The sequence below is a fragment of the Ruegeria sp. CDSA079 genome (genome assembly GCF_059612245.1).
The window spans coordinates 14409-31797 of sequence record NZ_JBXWQF010000016.1; the positions used below are offsets into that span (position 1 = coordinate 14409).

Genomic DNA, 17389 nt, shown 5'->3' on the forward strand with positions numbered 1-17389 from the left:
ATCATACTCCGCGCAGGGATGTTGCGATGGGATAAGCTGTCAGAAACCGAGCGCGCAGGATCAGGGTCCAGACGACAACGGCCATAAATTGGTGGAAAATAGCGATCTGCCAGGGTGCACCGTAGACCACGGTCACGATGCCGACGACAACCTGAAACGCCAGCCCGGCAAAGGCGGCATTGAAGGCAAAGCGTGTCTGCGGATGAGCGCTGGATCCGCCACGACGCCAGACAATGAAGGCAAAGATGAACAGCAGATACCCCGCACAGCGGTGAATGAACTGTACCAACCCCGGGCTTTCAAAGAAGTTTCGCCACATCGGTTCCAAAGCGGTCGCATCCGGCGGCAACACCTGCCCGCCGATCAAGGGCCAATCGGTATAAGACCGCCCGGCGTCAATTCCTGCGACCAATGCGCCAATGAGTATTTGTAAAAAGGCGAAATGCATCAGGCCGGTAGACAGCGAGAACAGTTTTGCCTCTTTGGCACGACGGGCCTGCATCAGGTCACGCTCTTCGCGACCAAGTTCAAAGATGTACCAGGCCAAAAAGCCCAGGATCACGAAAGCCAGACCCAGATGCGTGGCCAGACGATAGCTGGCGACCGCGGTCATGCCCTCGCCCTGTGTCACGCCCGAGGCGACCATCCACCAACCGACCGCGCCCTGTACACCGCCCAGAAGGCCCGGAATCAACAGTTTACCGGTCCAGCCCGTCGGGATCTTGCGCGCCACAAGGAAACCGAAGAAGCCGATTGCCCAGACAAGACCGATCACGCGGCCCAGTTGACGATGGCCCCATTCCCACCAGTAGATGGTTTTAAAGTCACTCAGTTCCATCCACTGGTTCTGGATACGCCACTGGTCAATCTGCTTGTACTTGTCGAACTCGGCTTGCCAATCCGCCTCAGTCATCGGCGGGATGGCACCGGTGACCGGGCGCCATTCGGTGATCGAAAGACCGCTGTCAGTCAGCCTGGTCAACCCACCGACGGCAATCATCACCACAACCAGAGCGAACAGGATCATCAGCCAGGCGCGGATCGCCTTGCGCGCCCCGCCCCGCCCCCGGTCGATCATACCGGGCTGAACCGCCTGTTGTTTTTCGGTTTCCGAGACCTCTTCGAAGATGCTGCGCTTACCGCTCATGCTGTCCTCATGTCCTGATTTCGTCGCAAGCTAGGGCTTGACGGAAGATAGGTCCAGCCTCAGCTTTTGTCTTTCCAGCGGACCATCTGCCGCATGATCCCGTGCAGCATCTGCACATCGGCCCGCGTCATCCGCATCCGCGACCACAGGTTGCGCAGGTTCACCTTCATTCCTTCCGCCTTTTCGGGGGGATAGAAGAACCCGGCTTCCTCCAAACGATCTTCGTAATGCTCGACCAGCTTTTCAACTTCGATCCCTGTGGCCCAATCGCCCTTCCCCAGATCGGTGGTCTCATGCACCACGTCTCCGGTCTGGCGCATCCACTCATATGCGGTCAGCAACACGCATTGACCAAGGTTTAGCGACGCGTATTCCGGATTCACCGGGACCGAGATGATCGCGTTCGCCTTGGCGATATCCTCATTTTCAAGACCCGCACGTTCCGGGCCGAACAGCACGGCGACCTTCTCGCCTGCTGCGATCTTTTCCGCGGCAATCTTCATTGCTTGCTCAGGGCTGTAGACGGGTTTGGTCAGACCCCGCTGTCGGGCCGTGGTTGCAAAGATAAAAGTGCTGTCGGCCAGCGAACCAGCCAAATCGTCAAACAGCTGCGCCTCGTCCAGCAACCGCCCTGCACCGCTGGACATGGCCACAGCCTTGGGGTTTGGCCAACCATCACGCGGGGCTACGATCCGCATTCGGTCCAGACCGAAATTCCACATCGCGCGCGCGGCGGCGCCGATGTTTTCACCCATCTGCGGGCGCACGAGCACGAAGGAGGGCTGAGATGTATCGCTGGGCATGGCTGTCTCCGAAAAGTTCCGCCCGCTCTAATCCGACAGCGTTAACAGGGCAACCCGATCCTCTTCTTCTGTTTCCAAATACCCGCTCAGCAGGCATAAAAGTTTGCTTCCCCGCCGCAATCCGCTAAACCGCGCCAAAGACCAAAAGCCGAAGGACGCGACTATGGATACCCCCGAGCAGCCGCAGATTTATCTGATTACGCCCCCGACCATTAAACTGAGCACGTTCACGAACAAGCTGGCGAGCGTGCTTGACGGGGCCGAGGTTGCCTGCATCCGCCTGGCACTGGCTGGCAGCGACGAAGACACCATTGCCCGCGCAGCAGATGCCTGCCGCGAAGTGGCCCATGCTCGCGACGTGGCCATCGTGATTTCAAATCATGTGCTGCTGGCACAACGTCTGGGTCTGGACGGAGTGCATCTGGACGACGGTTCACGCTCGGTCCGCTTCGCACGCAAGGAATTGGGCGCGGATGCGATCGTCGGCAGTTTCTGTGACGCGTCCATCCATGACGGAATGACTGCGGGCGAAAGCGGCGCGGACTACGTAGCCTTCGGCCCGGTAGGTACCGCTACGCTGGGGGACGGAACCCGCGCCGAAAAGGATCTGTTCCAGTGGTGGTCAGAGGTGATCGAGGTTCCTGTCGTGGCCGAAGGTAGTTTGACACCCGAGTTGATCCGCGATCTGGCGCCCTGCACTGATTTCTTCGGCATTGGTGACGAAATCTGGGGCAGCGACGATCCGCTGGGCACGTTGAACACGCTGCTGGCGGCGATGCCTTAACCCAGCATCACCCCAGCATCCAGGGCTCGGCCAACCAATACACCCCGAGCCCCGCAATCAGGATCGAGGCCAGAGCGGAAATCCGACTGCGAGTTCTATGCGACTCACCCGCAAGTAACAGGGTCAAACCAAACGCAGCTGATGCCGTCAGAACAAACGGCACAACAACCCCGGCCCCGAAACCCAAAATGGCCGGAAGCTGATGGTCCGGCGGCACGCCGATGATCCTCAGTGCTACCGCCAACCCAAATCCAAACACTGTTCCCCCTGCAAAAACCGTCAAGAGCCGCGCGACCTGCAACCGGCGTACCACCAGGTTCCACAGTGCCAGAATAATGATGAACGCTATCGGCACTTGGGCTTGAACATGGATGATCGGGTTCAGCACGTCGTAGACAGCCAAACCAAGCCCGAGGAACACGCCAGCTGACAGAAACAGCACCTGCACCGTGACGGACCGCAAGGATAGGGACAGAAACACAAGGCTGAGGGCAAGCAGAATGGGCGTGAAAGGCGCGTGTGTAAAATGATTGATACCCAGCGCAAAATACGTCTGTAACGTCTGTTGCGGAGTCAGGGACGCCCCGCCCCGCAATGGTATGAGCGGGCTGGTTTCACCGGCCGTCAGGTAACCGGTATATGGGGCCGTCACACCCTGTTGCCGCAGCACGATAGGCCCGCCGTCAATCGGCCAGCGCAATTGCAGGTTTGAGGCTTGATCCGAAAGAGGTGCCGCCAGTAAGAGGTTGGTAACACGCGCAGTTTCCTCATCGCCGCCTTCAGGGATGCTTATACTTTCCAAAGTCAGTGCCACACGCCCGGGCACCTCCACAACGACGTCCTGTACCCAAGTTTTCATAAACTCTATGATTTGTGGTTCCAACTCTGACGATGCCATACGCCGCAAAGACAGATACTGCGGATCACCAGAAAGCGCCTCGTGCCGTGCCGGATCAAACCCGAGCAAAAGCGCTTCGGCATTCAAACTAACCTTTAGAAACAGGTTTTCCTCGGCAATCCAGAAATCAATCACGGTGGGTGGGCTGGGCTGCGCCCTGGCCGGGCCCGAAGAAACGAATGCAACGAAGAAACAACTCAGAACAAAGAAGATACAGACACGAAGGATGGCATGGAATACATGGCCATTCATACGAAACGCTCCGGCAAAAGAACCAAATCAACAATCATTGTGCTCAATAGTCCCCGCGCTCACCTCAGATCGCAAGTTCAAAAGGTGCAAATGCCCGGCAGTTCGGGAATATCTGGTGGCGGTAACGTTCTGACTTGCACGGGCATCACCGCTGCGGCATGACATCTCTATGACTCAGAACAGCAATATCCTGTGTATCGGTTCGGTCCTATGGGACGTAATCGGACGATCGGCCAGCGCCATGCGGCAAGGTTCGGACGTACCGGGGCGGATCACCCGCTTGCCTGGCGGCGTTGCGATGAACATCGCCATGACTCTGGTACGCTTTGGTATGACCCCTACCCTGCTGACCGCCATCGGACGCGACCCCGAGGGTGAGGAGCTTGTCCATTCCTGTTCGCGTCTGGGCATGATCACGGATCACATCTATCGCTCTCAGGATTTGCCAACCGACCGCTATATGGCCGTCGAAGGTGCAAACGGATTAATTGCAGCCATTGCAGATGCGCATTCGCTGGAAGCCGCAGGCGCAAAGATCCTGCGCCCTTTGATTCACGGACCATTGGGCGATGAGAACACGCCTTTTGAAGGCCCCATCGCACTGGACGGCAACCTGACGCTGGACCTGCTGGAAGAAATTGCCCAAAGCCCTGCTTTTGCCCGTGCCGACCTGCGCGTGGCCCCTGCCTCGCCCGGCAAAGCAGAACGGCTGTTGCCCTTTCTGAAGCACGCCCGCGCCACGCTTTATGTAAACCTCGAAGAAGCTGGCATCCTGTGTCAGCGTGAATTCACCGACTCTGAGACTGCCGCCAAGGGCCTGCTGGATCGCGGTGCGCTGCGCGTGCTGGTCACTGATGGCGGTAGCTCGGCCACTGTCGGCGATGCCGATGAAATCCTGACCCAAACACCCCCCTCGGTTCTGGTTACCCGCGTGACCGGTGCCGGGGATACATTCATGGCGGCCCACATCGCCTCAGAATCCGGTGGCGCATCAAGCGATGAGGCCCTGACCCGCGCACTGCACGCCGCCGCAACCTACGTTTCCGGAGAAACCCCACTGTGATCAACATCCAATATTCTGCCGAGGTCCGCGCCGCCAAAGACGCAGGCCAGCCCATCGTTGCGCTGGAAAGCACCATCATCACCCACGGAATGCCCTACCCGCAAAACGTCGAAGTTGCGGCTCAGGTCGAACAGGACATCCGCGATGCGGGTGCGGTTCCGGCAACCATGGCCGTGATCGAAGGCAAACTGCATGTCGGGCTTGAGACCGAGCAACTGCAGTGGCTGGGTCAGGCGCAGGGTGTCGCCAAGATCTCGCGTGCGGACATGGCGGCCTGTATCTCGACCGGGGGCACCGGTGCCACTACCGTCGCCGCCACCATGATTGCCGCACATTACGCCGGAATCGAGGTTTTCGCCACTGGCGGCATCGGTGGCGTGCATCAAGGGGCTGAGACAACGTTCGACATCTCAGCCGACCTGCACGAACTGGGCCATACGCCGGTCACGGTTGTTGCCGCCGGGGCCAAAGCCATCCTTGATCTGGCAAAGACACTCGAGGTTCTGGAAACACTCGGTGTGCCGGTCATTGCTTACGGTCAGGACGAATTCCCGGCTTTCTGGTCCGCAAAATCTCCTTTTGCCGCACCTCTGCGCATGGACAGCGCCGAAGCCATCGCCAAAGCCCATTCCACCCGTCGCACGCTGGGTCTGCCCGGAGGTCAACTGGTTGCCAACCCGATTCCCGCCGCCGATCAGATTCCGGCCGAAGAACTGGCCCCCATCATTGCCGAGGCTCAGTCCGACGCAGATGCCCACCGCATTACCGGCAAGGCCGTGACGCCATACCTGCTACAGCGCATCTTCGAAAAAACCGAAGGCCGCTCGTTGGTCGCCAATATCGCCTTGGTGCGCAACAATGCGCGACTGGCCGCGAAAATCGCGCAGTCGCTGGTACAGCAGGGCTGACGCAGCCCTATTGTACCAAAGCGAGGGATTGACTACCTAAACCACGGAAACCATTCGGAACTGGCACTCGGACTTGTAATGAACACACCTTTCGACGAAGAGCCTCATCGCCGCCCCGGCCTGCTGTCACGGCTGCGCGCATCCTTTCTGACGGGCATCGTCGTTATTGCACCTGTCTGGTTGACGGTCTGGCTGATCTGGTCGGTGGTCGGCTGGATCGACAGCGCCGTTCTGCCGCTGATTCCGCAACAAATCCAGCCGGAACAATATGTTGGCATCAACCTGCGCGGCGTGGGTGTGGTGATCTTCCTGATCTTCACGGTGCTCGTGGGCTGGATCGCAAAGGGTATTCTGGGCCGATCTCTGATCCATTTCGCCGAAAGCCTGGTCGATCGCATGCCCGTCGTGCGGTCGGTCTATTCCGGGATCAAGCAGATTTCGGAAACGGTCTTTGCCCAAACCGAACGGTCCTTTGAAAAAGCCTGCCTGATCCAGTACCCGCGCCGAGGCATCTGGGCCATTGGTTTTGTTTCGACAAGCGCACGTGGAGAGGTCAGCGAACGCGCCGAAACCGGGGGCGAATTGCTCAGCATATTCGTACCCACAACGCCTAACCCCACCTCAGGATTTCTGCTGTTCTTCCCCGCCGAAGACGTGATCCTGCTGGATATGAGCATCGAGGATGCCGCGAAACTGGTGATTTCGGCCGGCTTGGTTTATCCCAACGAAAAAGACCCGACCCAGCCACCCGAGTGATCAGCCAAACATCGCGGGCAGATCAACTGTACTGTTCTGCCCCAGATCACCTTTGTGATTGGCAAGAAATCCATTCACCGCCTCGCGCCCGGCCTCTTTCAGCTTGTGCAGGATGACCGGGTTGGGCACTGTCTTGGTTGCAACGGACAAGCTGTTCATCAGTTCGTTGTCCGCAATCATGTGGACCAGAACGCGGGTCATTTCTCCGGGTTTCAGCTTGCCGTCTTGCAACAGCCTTTGAACAAAATTGATCGCCCTCAGCTCGCGAAACAGGGATGAGTTGAAGCTGATCTCATTGATCCGGTTCTGGATCTGCTGTGGTGTAACGGGAACTTCGTCGCGTTCCAGCGGGTTGATATTCACGATCACTACGTCATCTGGCAGATCGCTATCGAACAAAGGATACAGCGCCGGATTTCCGGTATAGCCCCCATCCCAATAGGCTTCGGTCCGCTCGGTTTTGGGGTCGTAAATCTCAACCGCCTTGAACAGGGTCGGCAGGCAGGCCGAGGCCAGAATGGCGTTGGTCGAAATCTCGTCGCCGGTAAAAACGCGGATTTTACCGCTCCGTACGCAGGTGGCACAAACAAACAGGCGCGGACCTTCATCGGCACAGACTTCGGCAAAGTTGAACCGATCCACAACCGACTCCAATGGATTGCTGTAGAACGGACCATAGGCGTAAGGCGACACCATCCGCGACCACGCCTCGCCTATGGAATACGGCAACGAATACTCCATTGCCCTTGAAATCGCCGCCGGTTCCACCCCTCGGAACCAGTCGGTCATGCGCATATCGCCGATCGCGCCCATGCGCGCCCACAACCTATCCAGACTTGCTCGTGCCCCATCGCGCCCGGCATGAACCATACCCGACTTGAACGCCGCCCCGTTCAGCGCCCCCGCCGACGTACCGGTAATGGCCGCAACTTCGATGTCTTCTTCATCCAGCAGCCGGTCGAGCACGCCCCAAGTGAAGGCGCCATGCGCCCCACCCCCTTGCAAAGCGAGATTGATCCGCTTCATGTCCCGGCCCCTTCATCTTTTCCCAAATACTCCGGGGGTATGAGGGCAGCGCCCCCATAGATCCTCAAAGCGCGGTCCAGCCACCATCGACCGAAATCGTGGTCCCGGTAATCTGCGCCGCCGCGTCCGAGCACAGAAAGATGGCCGTGCCACCCAACTGCTCGACAGTGGCAAATTCCTTCGAGGGCTGCCGCTCCAGCAGAATATTCTTCACAACATCTTCGCGGCTCATGTTGTATTCTTTCATCGTATCAGGGATCTGCGCCTCGACCAGAGGCGTCAGAACATAACCCGGACAGATTGCGTTGCAGGTGATCGGCTCCTGCGCGGTTTCCAGCGCGACGGTCTTGGTCATGCCGACCACACCGTGTTTGGCCGCGACATAAGCCGCTTTGTAAGGCGAAGCCGTCAGACCGTGGGCCGAAGCAATATTGACGATCCGGCCCCACCCCGCCTTGCGCATCATCGGCAGCGCTGCAGCTGTGGTGTGAAAGGCCGAGTTCATATTGATCGCAATAATCGCGTCCCATTTCTCGGTCGGGAACTGATCGATCGGAGAGACATGTTGAATACCCGCGTTGTTCACCAGAATATCACAGGCCCCCGCCTGTTCGATCAGCGCACGGCATTCATCGCCTTTGGACATGTCCGCCTTGATATAGCGCGCATTGGTTCCGGTCTCTTTTGAAATCTCTGCGGCCAGCGCATGATCTTCATCCCGGTCGGTGAATGAATTCAGAACCACGTTGGCCCCTGCCTTGGCCAACTCGCGCGCGACCCCCAGACCGATACCTGAATTTGATCCTGTAATGATTGCCGTTTTGCCGGAAATGCTCATGACCGATCTCCCTGATGCGATGTCCTGGCGCACCATGCCATGCTGCACCTGCAAAGAAAACGGGGAAACATATGGAATTGAAATCCCGGGCTGAGACATCCCGATCTGCCAAAAAAAAACGCCCGCACGAAGCGGGCGTTAAGTTATTGAGGCAGGTTTCATACAGGCAAGAAACCTATCGAGCAGTAAGACCTTTATAAGCAATTCTGTGCCTTCGTCCAAGCTAAAAGTTTGATAATAAGAAAAATCATCACTACGGTGATCTCCAACAAAATAAGGCCAGAGCAGGATTGTTTCCAAAATGAGCCCGGATTTTCTCCGACCGTTTCGACCATTTGCGGCGGGAATCGCCAGCGTTTTTCTTATGTCTGTCGCCCATGCAGAATCGTCTCATGGCATAGCTATGTATGGGGACCCGGCCCTACCACCGGATTTTGTGTCCCTCCCTTATGCCAACCCGGATGCGCCCCAAGGCGGCAAAGCCGTGTTCGGAAATACCGGCGGCTATAACAGCTTGAACCCGTTTTTGCAAAAAGGCACCTCTCCGTGGCAATTGCCGTTCTGGACCCATGAAAGCCTGATGGGGCGGTCCTGGGACGAACCTTTTACGCTTTACGGGCTGTTAGCCGAATCAGTTGAGGCTGCACCAGACCGGTCCTGGGTCGAATTCACCCTGCGCGAAGAGGCGCGTTTTTCCGACGGCAGCCCCGTTACGGTCGGGGATGTGATCTGGTCCTATGAAACCCTCGGGACCGAAGGTCATCTGCGCTATCGCGGGCTGTGGGGCAAAATCGACAGCATTGAACAGACTGGCCCACGCTCGGTTCGGATCTCGTTCAACGAACCGGATCGCGAACTGGCTTTGCTGGCCGGGATGCGCCCGATCCTGCAAAAGGCGCAATGGGAAGGGAAGGATTTTGCAAACGCCAAGTTGCAGGATATTCCAATCGGCACCGGCCCTTATGTGATCGATAGCTACGAGGCAGGCCGCTATGTGAACCTGCGTCGCAACCCGGATTATTGGGGTAAGGATGTCCCGTTTCGCCGCGGCACCATGAACCTCGATGACTTGCGGATCGAGTTCTACGGGGATGGCTCTGTCGCGTTTGAGGCATTCAAAGCCGGTGAGCTTTCGGCGGTGCGCGAATTTAACGCCGACAAATGGAACAAGCAATACAACTTCCCCGCCGTTCAGCGCGGGGACGTGATCAAGACTGAGATCCCCCATGGCAAACCGTCCGGGATGACCGGTTTTGTGATGAATACCCGCAAACCACCCCTGGACGACTGGCGGGTGCGCGAGGCACTGACCCTTGCCTTCAATTTCGAGTTTATCAACGACACAGTCACAGGCGGCGCACAGCCGCGTATTTCTTCATACTTCTCTGGCTCTGATCTGGCGATGCAACCGGGACCGGCAAGCGAACCGATGCGTGCTTTGCTGGAGCCATTTGAGGCAGACCTGACACCCGGCACGCTGGAAGGGTACGAGTTGCCGCAAGGCGACGGCTCGGAACGGAACAGACGCAACATTCGCAAGGCGGTCAAGCTTCTGGAAGATGCGGGATGGACCGTTCAGGATGGCGTGCTGAAAAACACTGAAGGCCGCCCGTTTAGGATTGAAATGGTGATCAGCCAGGGCAGTCTGAATGTTGTGCAGGATGTCACCACGATCGCCGAGATTTACGCTGGCGCGCTGAAACGGCTTGGCATTGAACTGGTGGTCGAAAAGGTCGATGACGCGCAGTACACCTCGCGCATGAACGAACTTGATTTCGACATGACGCCATTCCGCCGCGCCCTGTCGTTGTCTCCGGGCAATGAACAGAGATTCTACTGGGGCAGTGAGTTTGTTGACACACCAGGCACACGCAACCTGATGGGCGTGTCCTCGCCCGCTGTTGATGCGATGATCGATGCCATGCTGGCGTCGGAAACGCGCGAAGACTTCACCACGGCCACCCGCGCACTGGACCGCGTCCTGACCGCAGGCCGCTATGTCATCCCGATCTGGAGCTTTGATGTCGGGCGCATTGCACATGCCCGCGAGCTCAAGTTTCCCGACACTTTACCCATCTACGGCGACGGCCCTCAATACATGCCCGAGGTCTGGTGGTACGAGGCCAATTAAGACCACACACAGCGACCGGGGTCGGCATGACCCCGGTCGGGTTCCTGAGAGGTTCACCAAAGCGGATGTGATTTAGGCAATTTCCTGCTGATTGCAGACCCAAAAAAACCGGTTCCACTGCGCCGGTACGGGAATGCTGACAAGTCGCGCTATCAACACAAGAAATCGCGTGAACACTTTCGCCACGTCCAATGCGCTGAGAAATCCATCACCCCGGGATAGCGAATGCGCGAAATCTTGCGAAAACCTTTGGTTGGCGATCAAGACTTGTGTATACGGCATACAGCACAGGTTAGACGCAGATAGACTTTTTTCCTTACTTTCAACGCACTAGACTCTGTCTGGTCTTGCCGGTTGCTGGATATTCGGGCCTACCACCACTCACACCAAGTCTTGGCCCACTCGCCCGTTGCGGAGGTTTCGCAGCGGGCACATTCCCCGTCAAATGACCCAATCCAGAGGTGCGACATTTTGTCATGTCTTACCAAACGGCAACGTTTCCGTACGCTATTTCGGGGGAGAGCAGTCCTAATGACCACAAAAGGAAAGCTCATTGATGATGAACTGGACAGATCTTACACAAGACTGGAGCGCAGCCTACGCGCGTGCGAAACGGCGCTTTCCGAACTTGCGGGATCAGGACATGATGCGTGTCGCAAAGGATCGAAAGAGGTTCGAAGCCTATCTGGCAGAACGTCACCAACTGACCATAAACGAGGCGCATGAAGAGGTTGAAGATTTTCTGTTTACAGAGGGCCTGAACCGCGAATTCACCCACGCGTCGTTACGCAAGTGATGTAACCCAAAGGATCGTCGCGTCTTCGTCGCTGACGGACATGACGTTGTGCCCCATGCTGCCGTCGTAATAGGCGCTGTCGCCCCTACGCATTTCGACCGGTTCATAAAACTCGGTATAAAGCCGCACGACGCCAGTTAGGACATACATGAACTCCTCACCATCATGGCGCACCCAGCCTTCAAATTCGTCCATCGACCGCGCCCGGACCCGAGCGCGATAAGGCAACATCTGCTTTTTGGTCAGCGTCTCGGCCAGCAGCTCGTGTTCATAAGTTGTCGTGGCATGGGCCGCTCCTTCGCCGGTGCGGGTCACGGCCATCCGTCCTATCACCTGATCGCGCTGCGGCGGCGTAAAGAGCTGCGGTACTGAAATCTCTAGACCGATAGCCAGTTTCTTGAGCGCATCATATGTGGGCGACATCTGCCCGTTTTCGATCTTGCTGAGCGTCGAACGCGCCAATCCGGCTTGAGTGGCGGCCTGCTCCAACGTCCATTTCCGCGCCTTGCGCAGCTCACGCACGCGCGCACCAAGGTCCAGCGGCTCGACTTCGGTATGATCACCTGAGCCACGGGCAATTCGGATCAGAGATTTGGGATCTTGAGTGCTCATGCCCCTCTCTATAGGCCCGGTCCGCCGCGCTTGCAACGCAGCAAGCTCCGCGATAGCCAGAGGACATGTTGTCCATCTTCGATCAGGGGGCGCCTGCGCCCTGCCCCACGCCCTTCAACCTGGCCGCTCATGTTCTGGGTCAGGCGGATCGCCTCGCAGACAAGGTTGCCCTGTCTGTTCTGCGTACAACCGAGGTGCAAAACTGGAGCTATCGCGACCTGAAGTCCGCGGTATTGGGCACCGGCGCAGGGTTGCTGCAAGCCGGTCTGAAACCCGGCGATATCGCATTGATGCGGCTGGGAAATACAGTCGACTTCCCCATCGCCTACCTTGGCGCAATAGCCGTGGGTATCGTACCTGTGCCGACATCGTCGCAACTGACGGAGCCCGAAACCGCCAAAATGATCGAAGATCTGTCTCCGGCGGTCATTCTGCGCGATCCCGACGTCACCTGCGCGTCACATCCCAGGCAAATCAAGCTGGATGCACTTACAGCCATGCGCAACCTGCCATCCGCTGTGTTTGATATGGGCGATCCCGAGCGGATGGCTTACGTGGTCTACACGTCCGGAACCTCGGGCAAGCCACGCGCCGTGGCCCATGCCCACCGGGCGATCTGGGCGCGGCAAATGATGGTCGATGGCTGGTATGGTCTGCAAGAGAGCGACCGGTTGTGCCACGCGGGCGCGTTCAACTGGACCTATACGCTGGGCACCGGATTGATGGACCCGTGGACCATTGGCGCAACAGCCCTGATCCCGGAACCAGGCACCAATATCGACGCCCTGCCCACCTTGCTGCGCCAGCATCGCGCTACGATCTTTGCCGCTGCCCCCGGTGTCTATCGCAAGATGCTTCAAGGGTCCGAGCAGATGGAATTGCCTGACCTGCGCCACGGCTTGTGCGCGGGTGAGAAACTGTCGCGCCCTTTGCACGAGAAATGGGTCAAAACCACCGGAACCGACCTGTTCGAAGCCTACGGCATGTCCGAATGCTCGACCTTTATCTCTTCCAGCCCGTCCCACCCCGCGCGTGGCGACGCGTTGGGGCAACCGCAACCGGGGCGGCGTGTGACCATCCTGGGTTCAGACGGCCCGGTGCCGCAAGGACAGGAAGGCACCATCGCCATTCACCGCTCGGACCCCGGATTGATGCTGACCTATCTCAACGCGCCCGACGAAGCTGACGCGCGGATGCACGGCGATTGGTTTCTGACCGGAGATCAGGGCGCGATGGCGGTGGACGGCCAGATCAGCTATCTGGGCCGCGATGATGATATGATGAACGCAGGTGGCTATCGCGTGTCCCCGGTCGAGGTCGAAGCCACGCTGTCCCGCTTTCCAGGCATCACGCAGGTCGGCGCCGCGGCGGTCGAGGTCAAACCGGACACATTTGTGATAGCGGCCTTCTATACCGGTCCGGAAAAGCTGGACGATGCGGCCTTGCGGGCCTATGTCGAGGCCAATCTGGCCCGCTACAAGCAACCGCGTGCCTTCATCCACCTGCCTGCCCTGCCAACTGGCGGCAATGGCAAACTCCTGCGCCGGGCGTTGCCGGCCTATTTCGAGGCACCAACCAAATGACCCAGACCGTCAAGCTCGACATCCTGTCCGATCCGATCTGCCCGTGGTGCTATATCGGCAAAACGCATCTGGACAAGGCATTGGCCAATGTTCCGGATCATCCCTTTGTCATCGAATGGCATCCGTTTCAGCTGAACCCGGACATGCCGGATGCAGGCATGGATCGGCGCGAATATCTTGAGCGCAAATTCGGCGGCAAGGACGGCGCTGTAAAAGCCTATGCCCCTGTGGTGAAAAATGCGGAAAATGCGGGCCTGAAGATCGACTTCGAAGGCATGAAGCGCACTCCCAACACGCTGGATGCACATCGGCTGATCCATTGGGCCGGGATTGAAAACAAACAGAACGCTGTCGTCGATGCCCTGTTCGACGCTTATTTTGTGCAAGCCCGTGACATCGGCGACCACGAAGTTCTGTCCGACATCGCCGACAGCGCTGGAATGGACGCTGCCGTGGTTTTGAAGCTACTGAAATCTGACGCCGACCGCGAAGACATTCGCAACCGGGACACGCATTCTCGCCAGATGGGCGTCAGCTCGGTTCCCACCTACATCGTGGCCAACCAACACGCTGTTCCCGGTGCGCAACCCCCTGAGATGTGGGAAAAAGTGATCACCGAGATCATGTCTCAGATTGAAGCTTCCCCTGCAGAATAGCACAGAGGTCTGTGCGAATTTCCAGTCTGGTCTAACCTGATCCGCCGTGATAGCGCGAACGGGTTAGGAGTTCTTCATGGCCGACCGCATGTCGAAGGCAGAATTCATTGCGCTGATTGCAATGATGTTCGCCACAATCGCCTTTTCGATCGATTCAATGCTGCCCGCCCTGCCAGAAATCGGCGCGCAGCTCAGCCCCGATGATGTCAATCGGGCGCAACTGATCCTGACCTCGTTTGTGTTGGGGATGGGGATCGGAACGTTTTTTACCGGCCCTCTCTCAGATGCTCTGGGACGCAAACCAGTTATTTACGGCGGCGCGGCCCTCTATATCGTGGCCTCAGCAGTTGCCTGGGCCAGTTCGTCACTGGAACTAGTACTGATCGCACGTGTGGTTCAGGGGCTGGGCGCGGCTGGCCCACGCGTGGTGGCCATGGCGATCATTCGCGACTTGTATTCGGGTCGCGAAATGGCGCGGATCATCTCGATTGCGATGATGATCTTCACATTGGTACCAGCAGCCGCGCCGATGCTGGGCGCAGGTGTGATCGCCCTGTTTGGCTGGCGCGGGATCTTTGTGTCTTTCATTCTGTTTGCGTTGGTCATCATCTCTTGGATGGGCGTTCGCCTACCGGAATCCCTGGCACGCGAAAACCGTCGTCCCTTCCGCTTTCCGCTGATGCTCTCGGCCACGAAAGAAATGTTTGCCCATCCGACCGTCCGCCTTTCGATCATGGTTCAGACCCTGTGTATGGGGGTATTGTTCACTATGCTAACGATGGTTCAGCCGGTTTATGACATAGTTCATGACCGCGCCGAGAGCTTTCCGTTCTGGTTTGGGTTTGTGGCACTGATGTCCGGGTCGGCCAGCTTGCTCAACGCGGCACTTGTCGTGCGCGTGGGCATGCGCCGGATGGTGACCTGGGCACTGGGGGGACAAATCCTGATCACCGCCTTTGTGATGACACTAAGCGCCTCGCACCTTTCGCCAGACGCCTCATTTGCGCTGTTTGTTTTCTGGCAGACCATGGTGTTTTTCATGGCTGGTGTAACGTTGGGCAACCTGAACGCCATCGCAATGGAACCAATGGGGCATATTGCCGGAATGGCAGCCTCGGTCATCGGATCGATTTCAACGGTACTGGCTGCGGCCATAGCCGCACCAATCGGATTGTTGTTTGATGGCTCCATCGTACCTTTGACATTTGGCATCCTGACCATGTGTATCCTGGCCTTTGGCCTGATGCTTCATATGGGTCGCGTCGAGGAACACCTGCCCGCCTGATCTGGGCAACATGTTGGAAACACGCTACCCTCGGCCCAGGCCGAAGGGAGGATTTCCAATGCGTGACTATTACGATCTGGGCAGCTACACCTGCCCTGTTTCCACGTCCGATCCCGAGGCGCAACTGTGGTTCGATCGAGGCCTGAACTGGACCTATGGATATAACCACGAAGAAGCCGTCGTCTGTTTTCAACGCGCAGTCGAGCATGACCCCCAATGCGCCATGGCCCATTGGGGCGTGGCCTATGCGGCGGGTCCCAATTACAACCTGCCTTGGGATTTGCAGGATGAGCGTGGTCGCGGCAAAGCACTGGCGCTGGCATATGATGCAACGCAAAACGCGCTGAAGTTGGCTGAAGGTTGCTCGCCCGTTGAGCAGGCGCTGATCCAGGCGCTACCCGCGCGGTACCCGCAGAGGGATCAGACCGAGAATATGCATCAGTGGGATCACGATTTCGCTGACGCGATGCGCGCAGCATTTACGGCACAGCCCGGTTCCCTCGACCTGCGCACAATCTATGTCGAAGCGCTGCTGAATCTGACACCCTGGAAGATGTGGGATCTGAAAACCGGCCAACCCGCCGAAGGCGCAGCCACGCTTGAAGCCCAAGAGGCGCTGGAATGGGCGATGGCCAACGATGCCGCCGCCATGTCACATCCCGGCCTGTTGCATCTTTATGTCCACCTGATGGAGATGTCGCCCACGCCGGAAAAGGCGCTGAAAGCTGGGGATGTTCTGCGCACGCTGGTACCGGATGCGGGGCATCTGGTGCATATGCCAACGCACATTGATGTGCTGTGTGGCCATTTCCACAATGTGGTGCACTGGAACCAGAAAGCCTCGGAAGCCGACCTGAAGTATTACGAACGCGAAGGCGCGTTCAACATCTACACCGGCTACCGCCAACACAACTATCACTTCGCAATCTACGGCGCACTGTTTCTGGGACAGATCGAACCCGCCCTGCGCGCCAATCAGGGCCTGTGGGATACGACGCCCGAAGAAATGCTGCGTATCGAAAGCCCGCCCATGGCGGATTACTTTGAAAGCTACATGTCCATGGGACCGCATATCCTGATCCGATTTGGCCGGTGGGAAAAGGCCAAGGCGCTGGATCTGCCCTCCGATCCGGACCTGTATCGAACACTGACGGCCACGACCCACTACGCCCGGGCAATCGCTCATGCCGCAACCGGCGATACTGCCCGTGCCGAAGCTGAAGAAAACCTGTTTCTTGCAGCCAAAGAATGCGTCCCCGAAACCCGCAGGCTGCACAATAATCGCGTGATCGACTTGCTCGAGATTGCGCGGGAAATGCTGCGCGGCGAGATCGAATATCGCAAGGGAAACTTCGAAATCGCCTTTGCTCATCTGCGTCGCTCGGTCGAACTGGACGATACCCTGCCCTATGACGAACCATGGGGTTGGATGCAGCCCACCCGCCACGCGCTTGGCGCGTTGCTGTTCGAACAAGGTCACGTGGCAGAAGCAGAGGCTGTTTATCGCGAAGATCTTGGCCTTGGCGGCTCCCTAAGCCGCGCTTCAATCCATCCCGACAACGTGTGGAGCCTGAAGGGGCTGCACGATTGTCTCAAAGCCCGTGGGGAAGGTGTTGAAATCCTGCAGATCAAACAACGCCTGGATCTGGCTCTGGCCCGGGCAGATCGGGCGGTTGCAGCGTCCTGTTTCTGCGCGCAGGCTGCAATGCGTGAGTGAAGTGATTTAAAATCGCGCTGCCGCGCGATGCCTCCGGCGGGGATATTTTTAGCCAGATGAAGCAGGGATCCACTTCTTCATCTGGCCGCAAATATCCCGGGGGAGATGCGCGGGACGCGCAGCGGGGGCAGAGC

At 58.1% G+C, this 17389-nt stretch carries 16 protein-coding genes; 10 read left to right on the top strand and 6 right to left on the bottom strand.

All coding sequences use genetic code 11. The features are described 5' to 3' along the window. Position 1: 1 nt before the first annotated feature. On the bottom strand, positions 2-1147 hold the full coding sequence (gene ctaA / locus AC2FJZ_RS15820; RefSeq protein ID WP_496778825.1) for a heme A synthase: 1146 nt from the start codon (positions 1145-1147) through the stop codon (positions 2-4). A 59-nt stretch (positions 1148-1206) separates the two neighbouring features. Further along, entirely contained in the window at positions 1207-1950 is a 744-nt protein-coding gene (locus AC2FJZ_RS15825) for an RNA methyltransferase (RefSeq protein WP_496778827.1), read from the bottom strand. Between the two features lie 163 nt (positions 1951-2113). Here AC2FJZ_RS15825 and AC2FJZ_RS15830 point away from each other — a divergent pair, with 163 nt between their 5' ends. After that, positions 2114-2734 (top strand): thiamine phosphate synthase, encoded by a 621-nt coding sequence (locus tag AC2FJZ_RS15830; RefSeq protein ID WP_496778829.1) that lies wholly within the window; start codon positions 2114-2116, stop codon positions 2732-2734. Between the two features lie 7 nt (positions 2735-2741). On the opposite strand, the gene AC2FJZ_RS15835 is transcribed toward AC2FJZ_RS15830, so the two are convergent. Further along, on the bottom strand, positions 2742-3884 hold the full coding sequence (locus tag AC2FJZ_RS15835) for a HupE/UreJ family protein (RefSeq protein WP_496778831.1): 1143 nt from the start codon (positions 3882-3884) through the stop codon (positions 2742-2744). 169 nt (positions 3885-4053) lie between these two features. Between AC2FJZ_RS15835 and AC2FJZ_RS15840 the strand changes: the two genes are divergently transcribed. The 3 genes from AC2FJZ_RS15840 to AC2FJZ_RS15850 all read left to right on the top strand — a co-directional run bounded on the left by AC2FJZ_RS15840 (position 4054) and on the right by AC2FJZ_RS15850 (position 6611). Beyond that, positions 4054-4947: a PfkB family carbohydrate kinase gene (locus tag AC2FJZ_RS15840; protein ID WP_496778833.1), complete on the top strand. Its 894-nt coding sequence runs from the start codon at positions 4054-4056 to the stop codon at positions 4945-4947. Next, positions 4944-5855 (top strand): pseudouridine-5'-phosphate glycosidase, encoded by a 912-nt coding sequence (locus AC2FJZ_RS15845; protein WP_496778834.1) that lies wholly within the window; start codon positions 4944-4946, stop codon positions 5853-5855. The genes AC2FJZ_RS15840 and AC2FJZ_RS15845 overlap by 4 nt, the downstream gene beginning before the upstream one ends. A gap of 78 nt (positions 5856-5933) precedes the next feature. Next, on the top strand, positions 5934-6611 hold the full coding sequence (locus AC2FJZ_RS15850; protein ID WP_050602310.1) for a DUF502 domain-containing protein: 678 nt from the start codon (positions 5934-5936) through the stop codon (positions 6609-6611). On the opposite strand, the gene AC2FJZ_RS15855 is transcribed toward AC2FJZ_RS15850, so the two are convergent. Then, positions 6612-7637: a patatin-like phospholipase family protein gene (locus AC2FJZ_RS15855; RefSeq protein WP_496778835.1), complete on the bottom strand. Its 1026-nt coding sequence runs from the start codon at positions 7635-7637 to the stop codon at positions 6612-6614. Positions 7638-7701: 64 nt separating this feature from the next. After that, entirely contained in the window at positions 7702-8475 is a 774-nt protein-coding gene (locus tag AC2FJZ_RS15860; protein ID WP_050602308.1) for a 3-hydroxybutyrate dehydrogenase, read from the bottom strand. 301 nt (positions 8476-8776) lie between these two features. Here AC2FJZ_RS15860 and AC2FJZ_RS15865 point away from each other — a divergent pair, with 301 nt between their 5' ends. Continuing rightward, positions 8777-10606, top strand: a complete 1830-nt coding sequence (locus AC2FJZ_RS15865) for an extracellular solute-binding protein (RefSeq protein WP_496778836.1) — start codon at positions 8777-8779, stop codon at positions 10604-10606. Between the two features lie 556 nt (positions 10607-11162). Beyond that, entirely contained in the window at positions 11163-11402 is a 240-nt protein-coding gene (locus AC2FJZ_RS15870; RefSeq protein ID WP_496669685.1) for a hypothetical protein, read from the top strand. Here AC2FJZ_RS15870 and AC2FJZ_RS15875 read toward each other — a convergent pair. Next, entirely contained in the window at positions 11391-12014 is a 624-nt protein-coding gene (locus tag AC2FJZ_RS15875) for a helix-turn-helix domain-containing protein (protein ID WP_496778837.1), read from the bottom strand. The two genes, AC2FJZ_RS15870 and AC2FJZ_RS15875, sit on opposite strands and share 12 nt — an antisense overlap. A gap of 65 nt (positions 12015-12079) precedes the next feature. Between AC2FJZ_RS15875 and AC2FJZ_RS15880 the strand changes: the two genes are divergently transcribed. The 4 genes from AC2FJZ_RS15880 to AC2FJZ_RS15895 all read left to right on the top strand — a co-directional run bounded on the left by AC2FJZ_RS15880 (position 12080) and on the right by AC2FJZ_RS15895 (position 17255). Then, positions 12080-13597 carry a class I adenylate-forming enzyme family protein gene (locus AC2FJZ_RS15880; protein WP_496778839.1) on the top strand — a complete coding sequence of 506 codons (1518 nt, stop codon included), beginning with the start codon at positions 12080-12082 and terminating at the stop codon, positions 13595-13597. After that, positions 13594-14253 (top strand): DsbA family oxidoreductase, encoded by a 660-nt coding sequence (locus tag AC2FJZ_RS15885; RefSeq protein ID WP_496778841.1) that lies wholly within the window; start codon positions 13594-13596, stop codon positions 14251-14253. Before AC2FJZ_RS15880 ends, AC2FJZ_RS15885 begins: the two co-directional genes overlap by 4 nt. 76 nt (positions 14254-14329) lie before the next feature. After that, positions 14330-15538, top strand: a complete 1209-nt coding sequence (locus tag AC2FJZ_RS15890) for a multidrug effflux MFS transporter (RefSeq protein ID WP_496778843.1) — start codon at positions 14330-14332, stop codon at positions 15536-15538. Between the two features lie 58 nt (positions 15539-15596). Then, the gene (locus AC2FJZ_RS15895) at positions 15597-17255 is read left to right on the top strand and encodes a tetratricopeptide repeat protein (protein WP_496778845.1); all 1659 of its coding nucleotides are present in this window, start codon (positions 15597-15599) and stop codon (positions 17253-17255) included. The last annotated feature ends 134 nt before the right edge of the window (positions 17256-17389 follow it).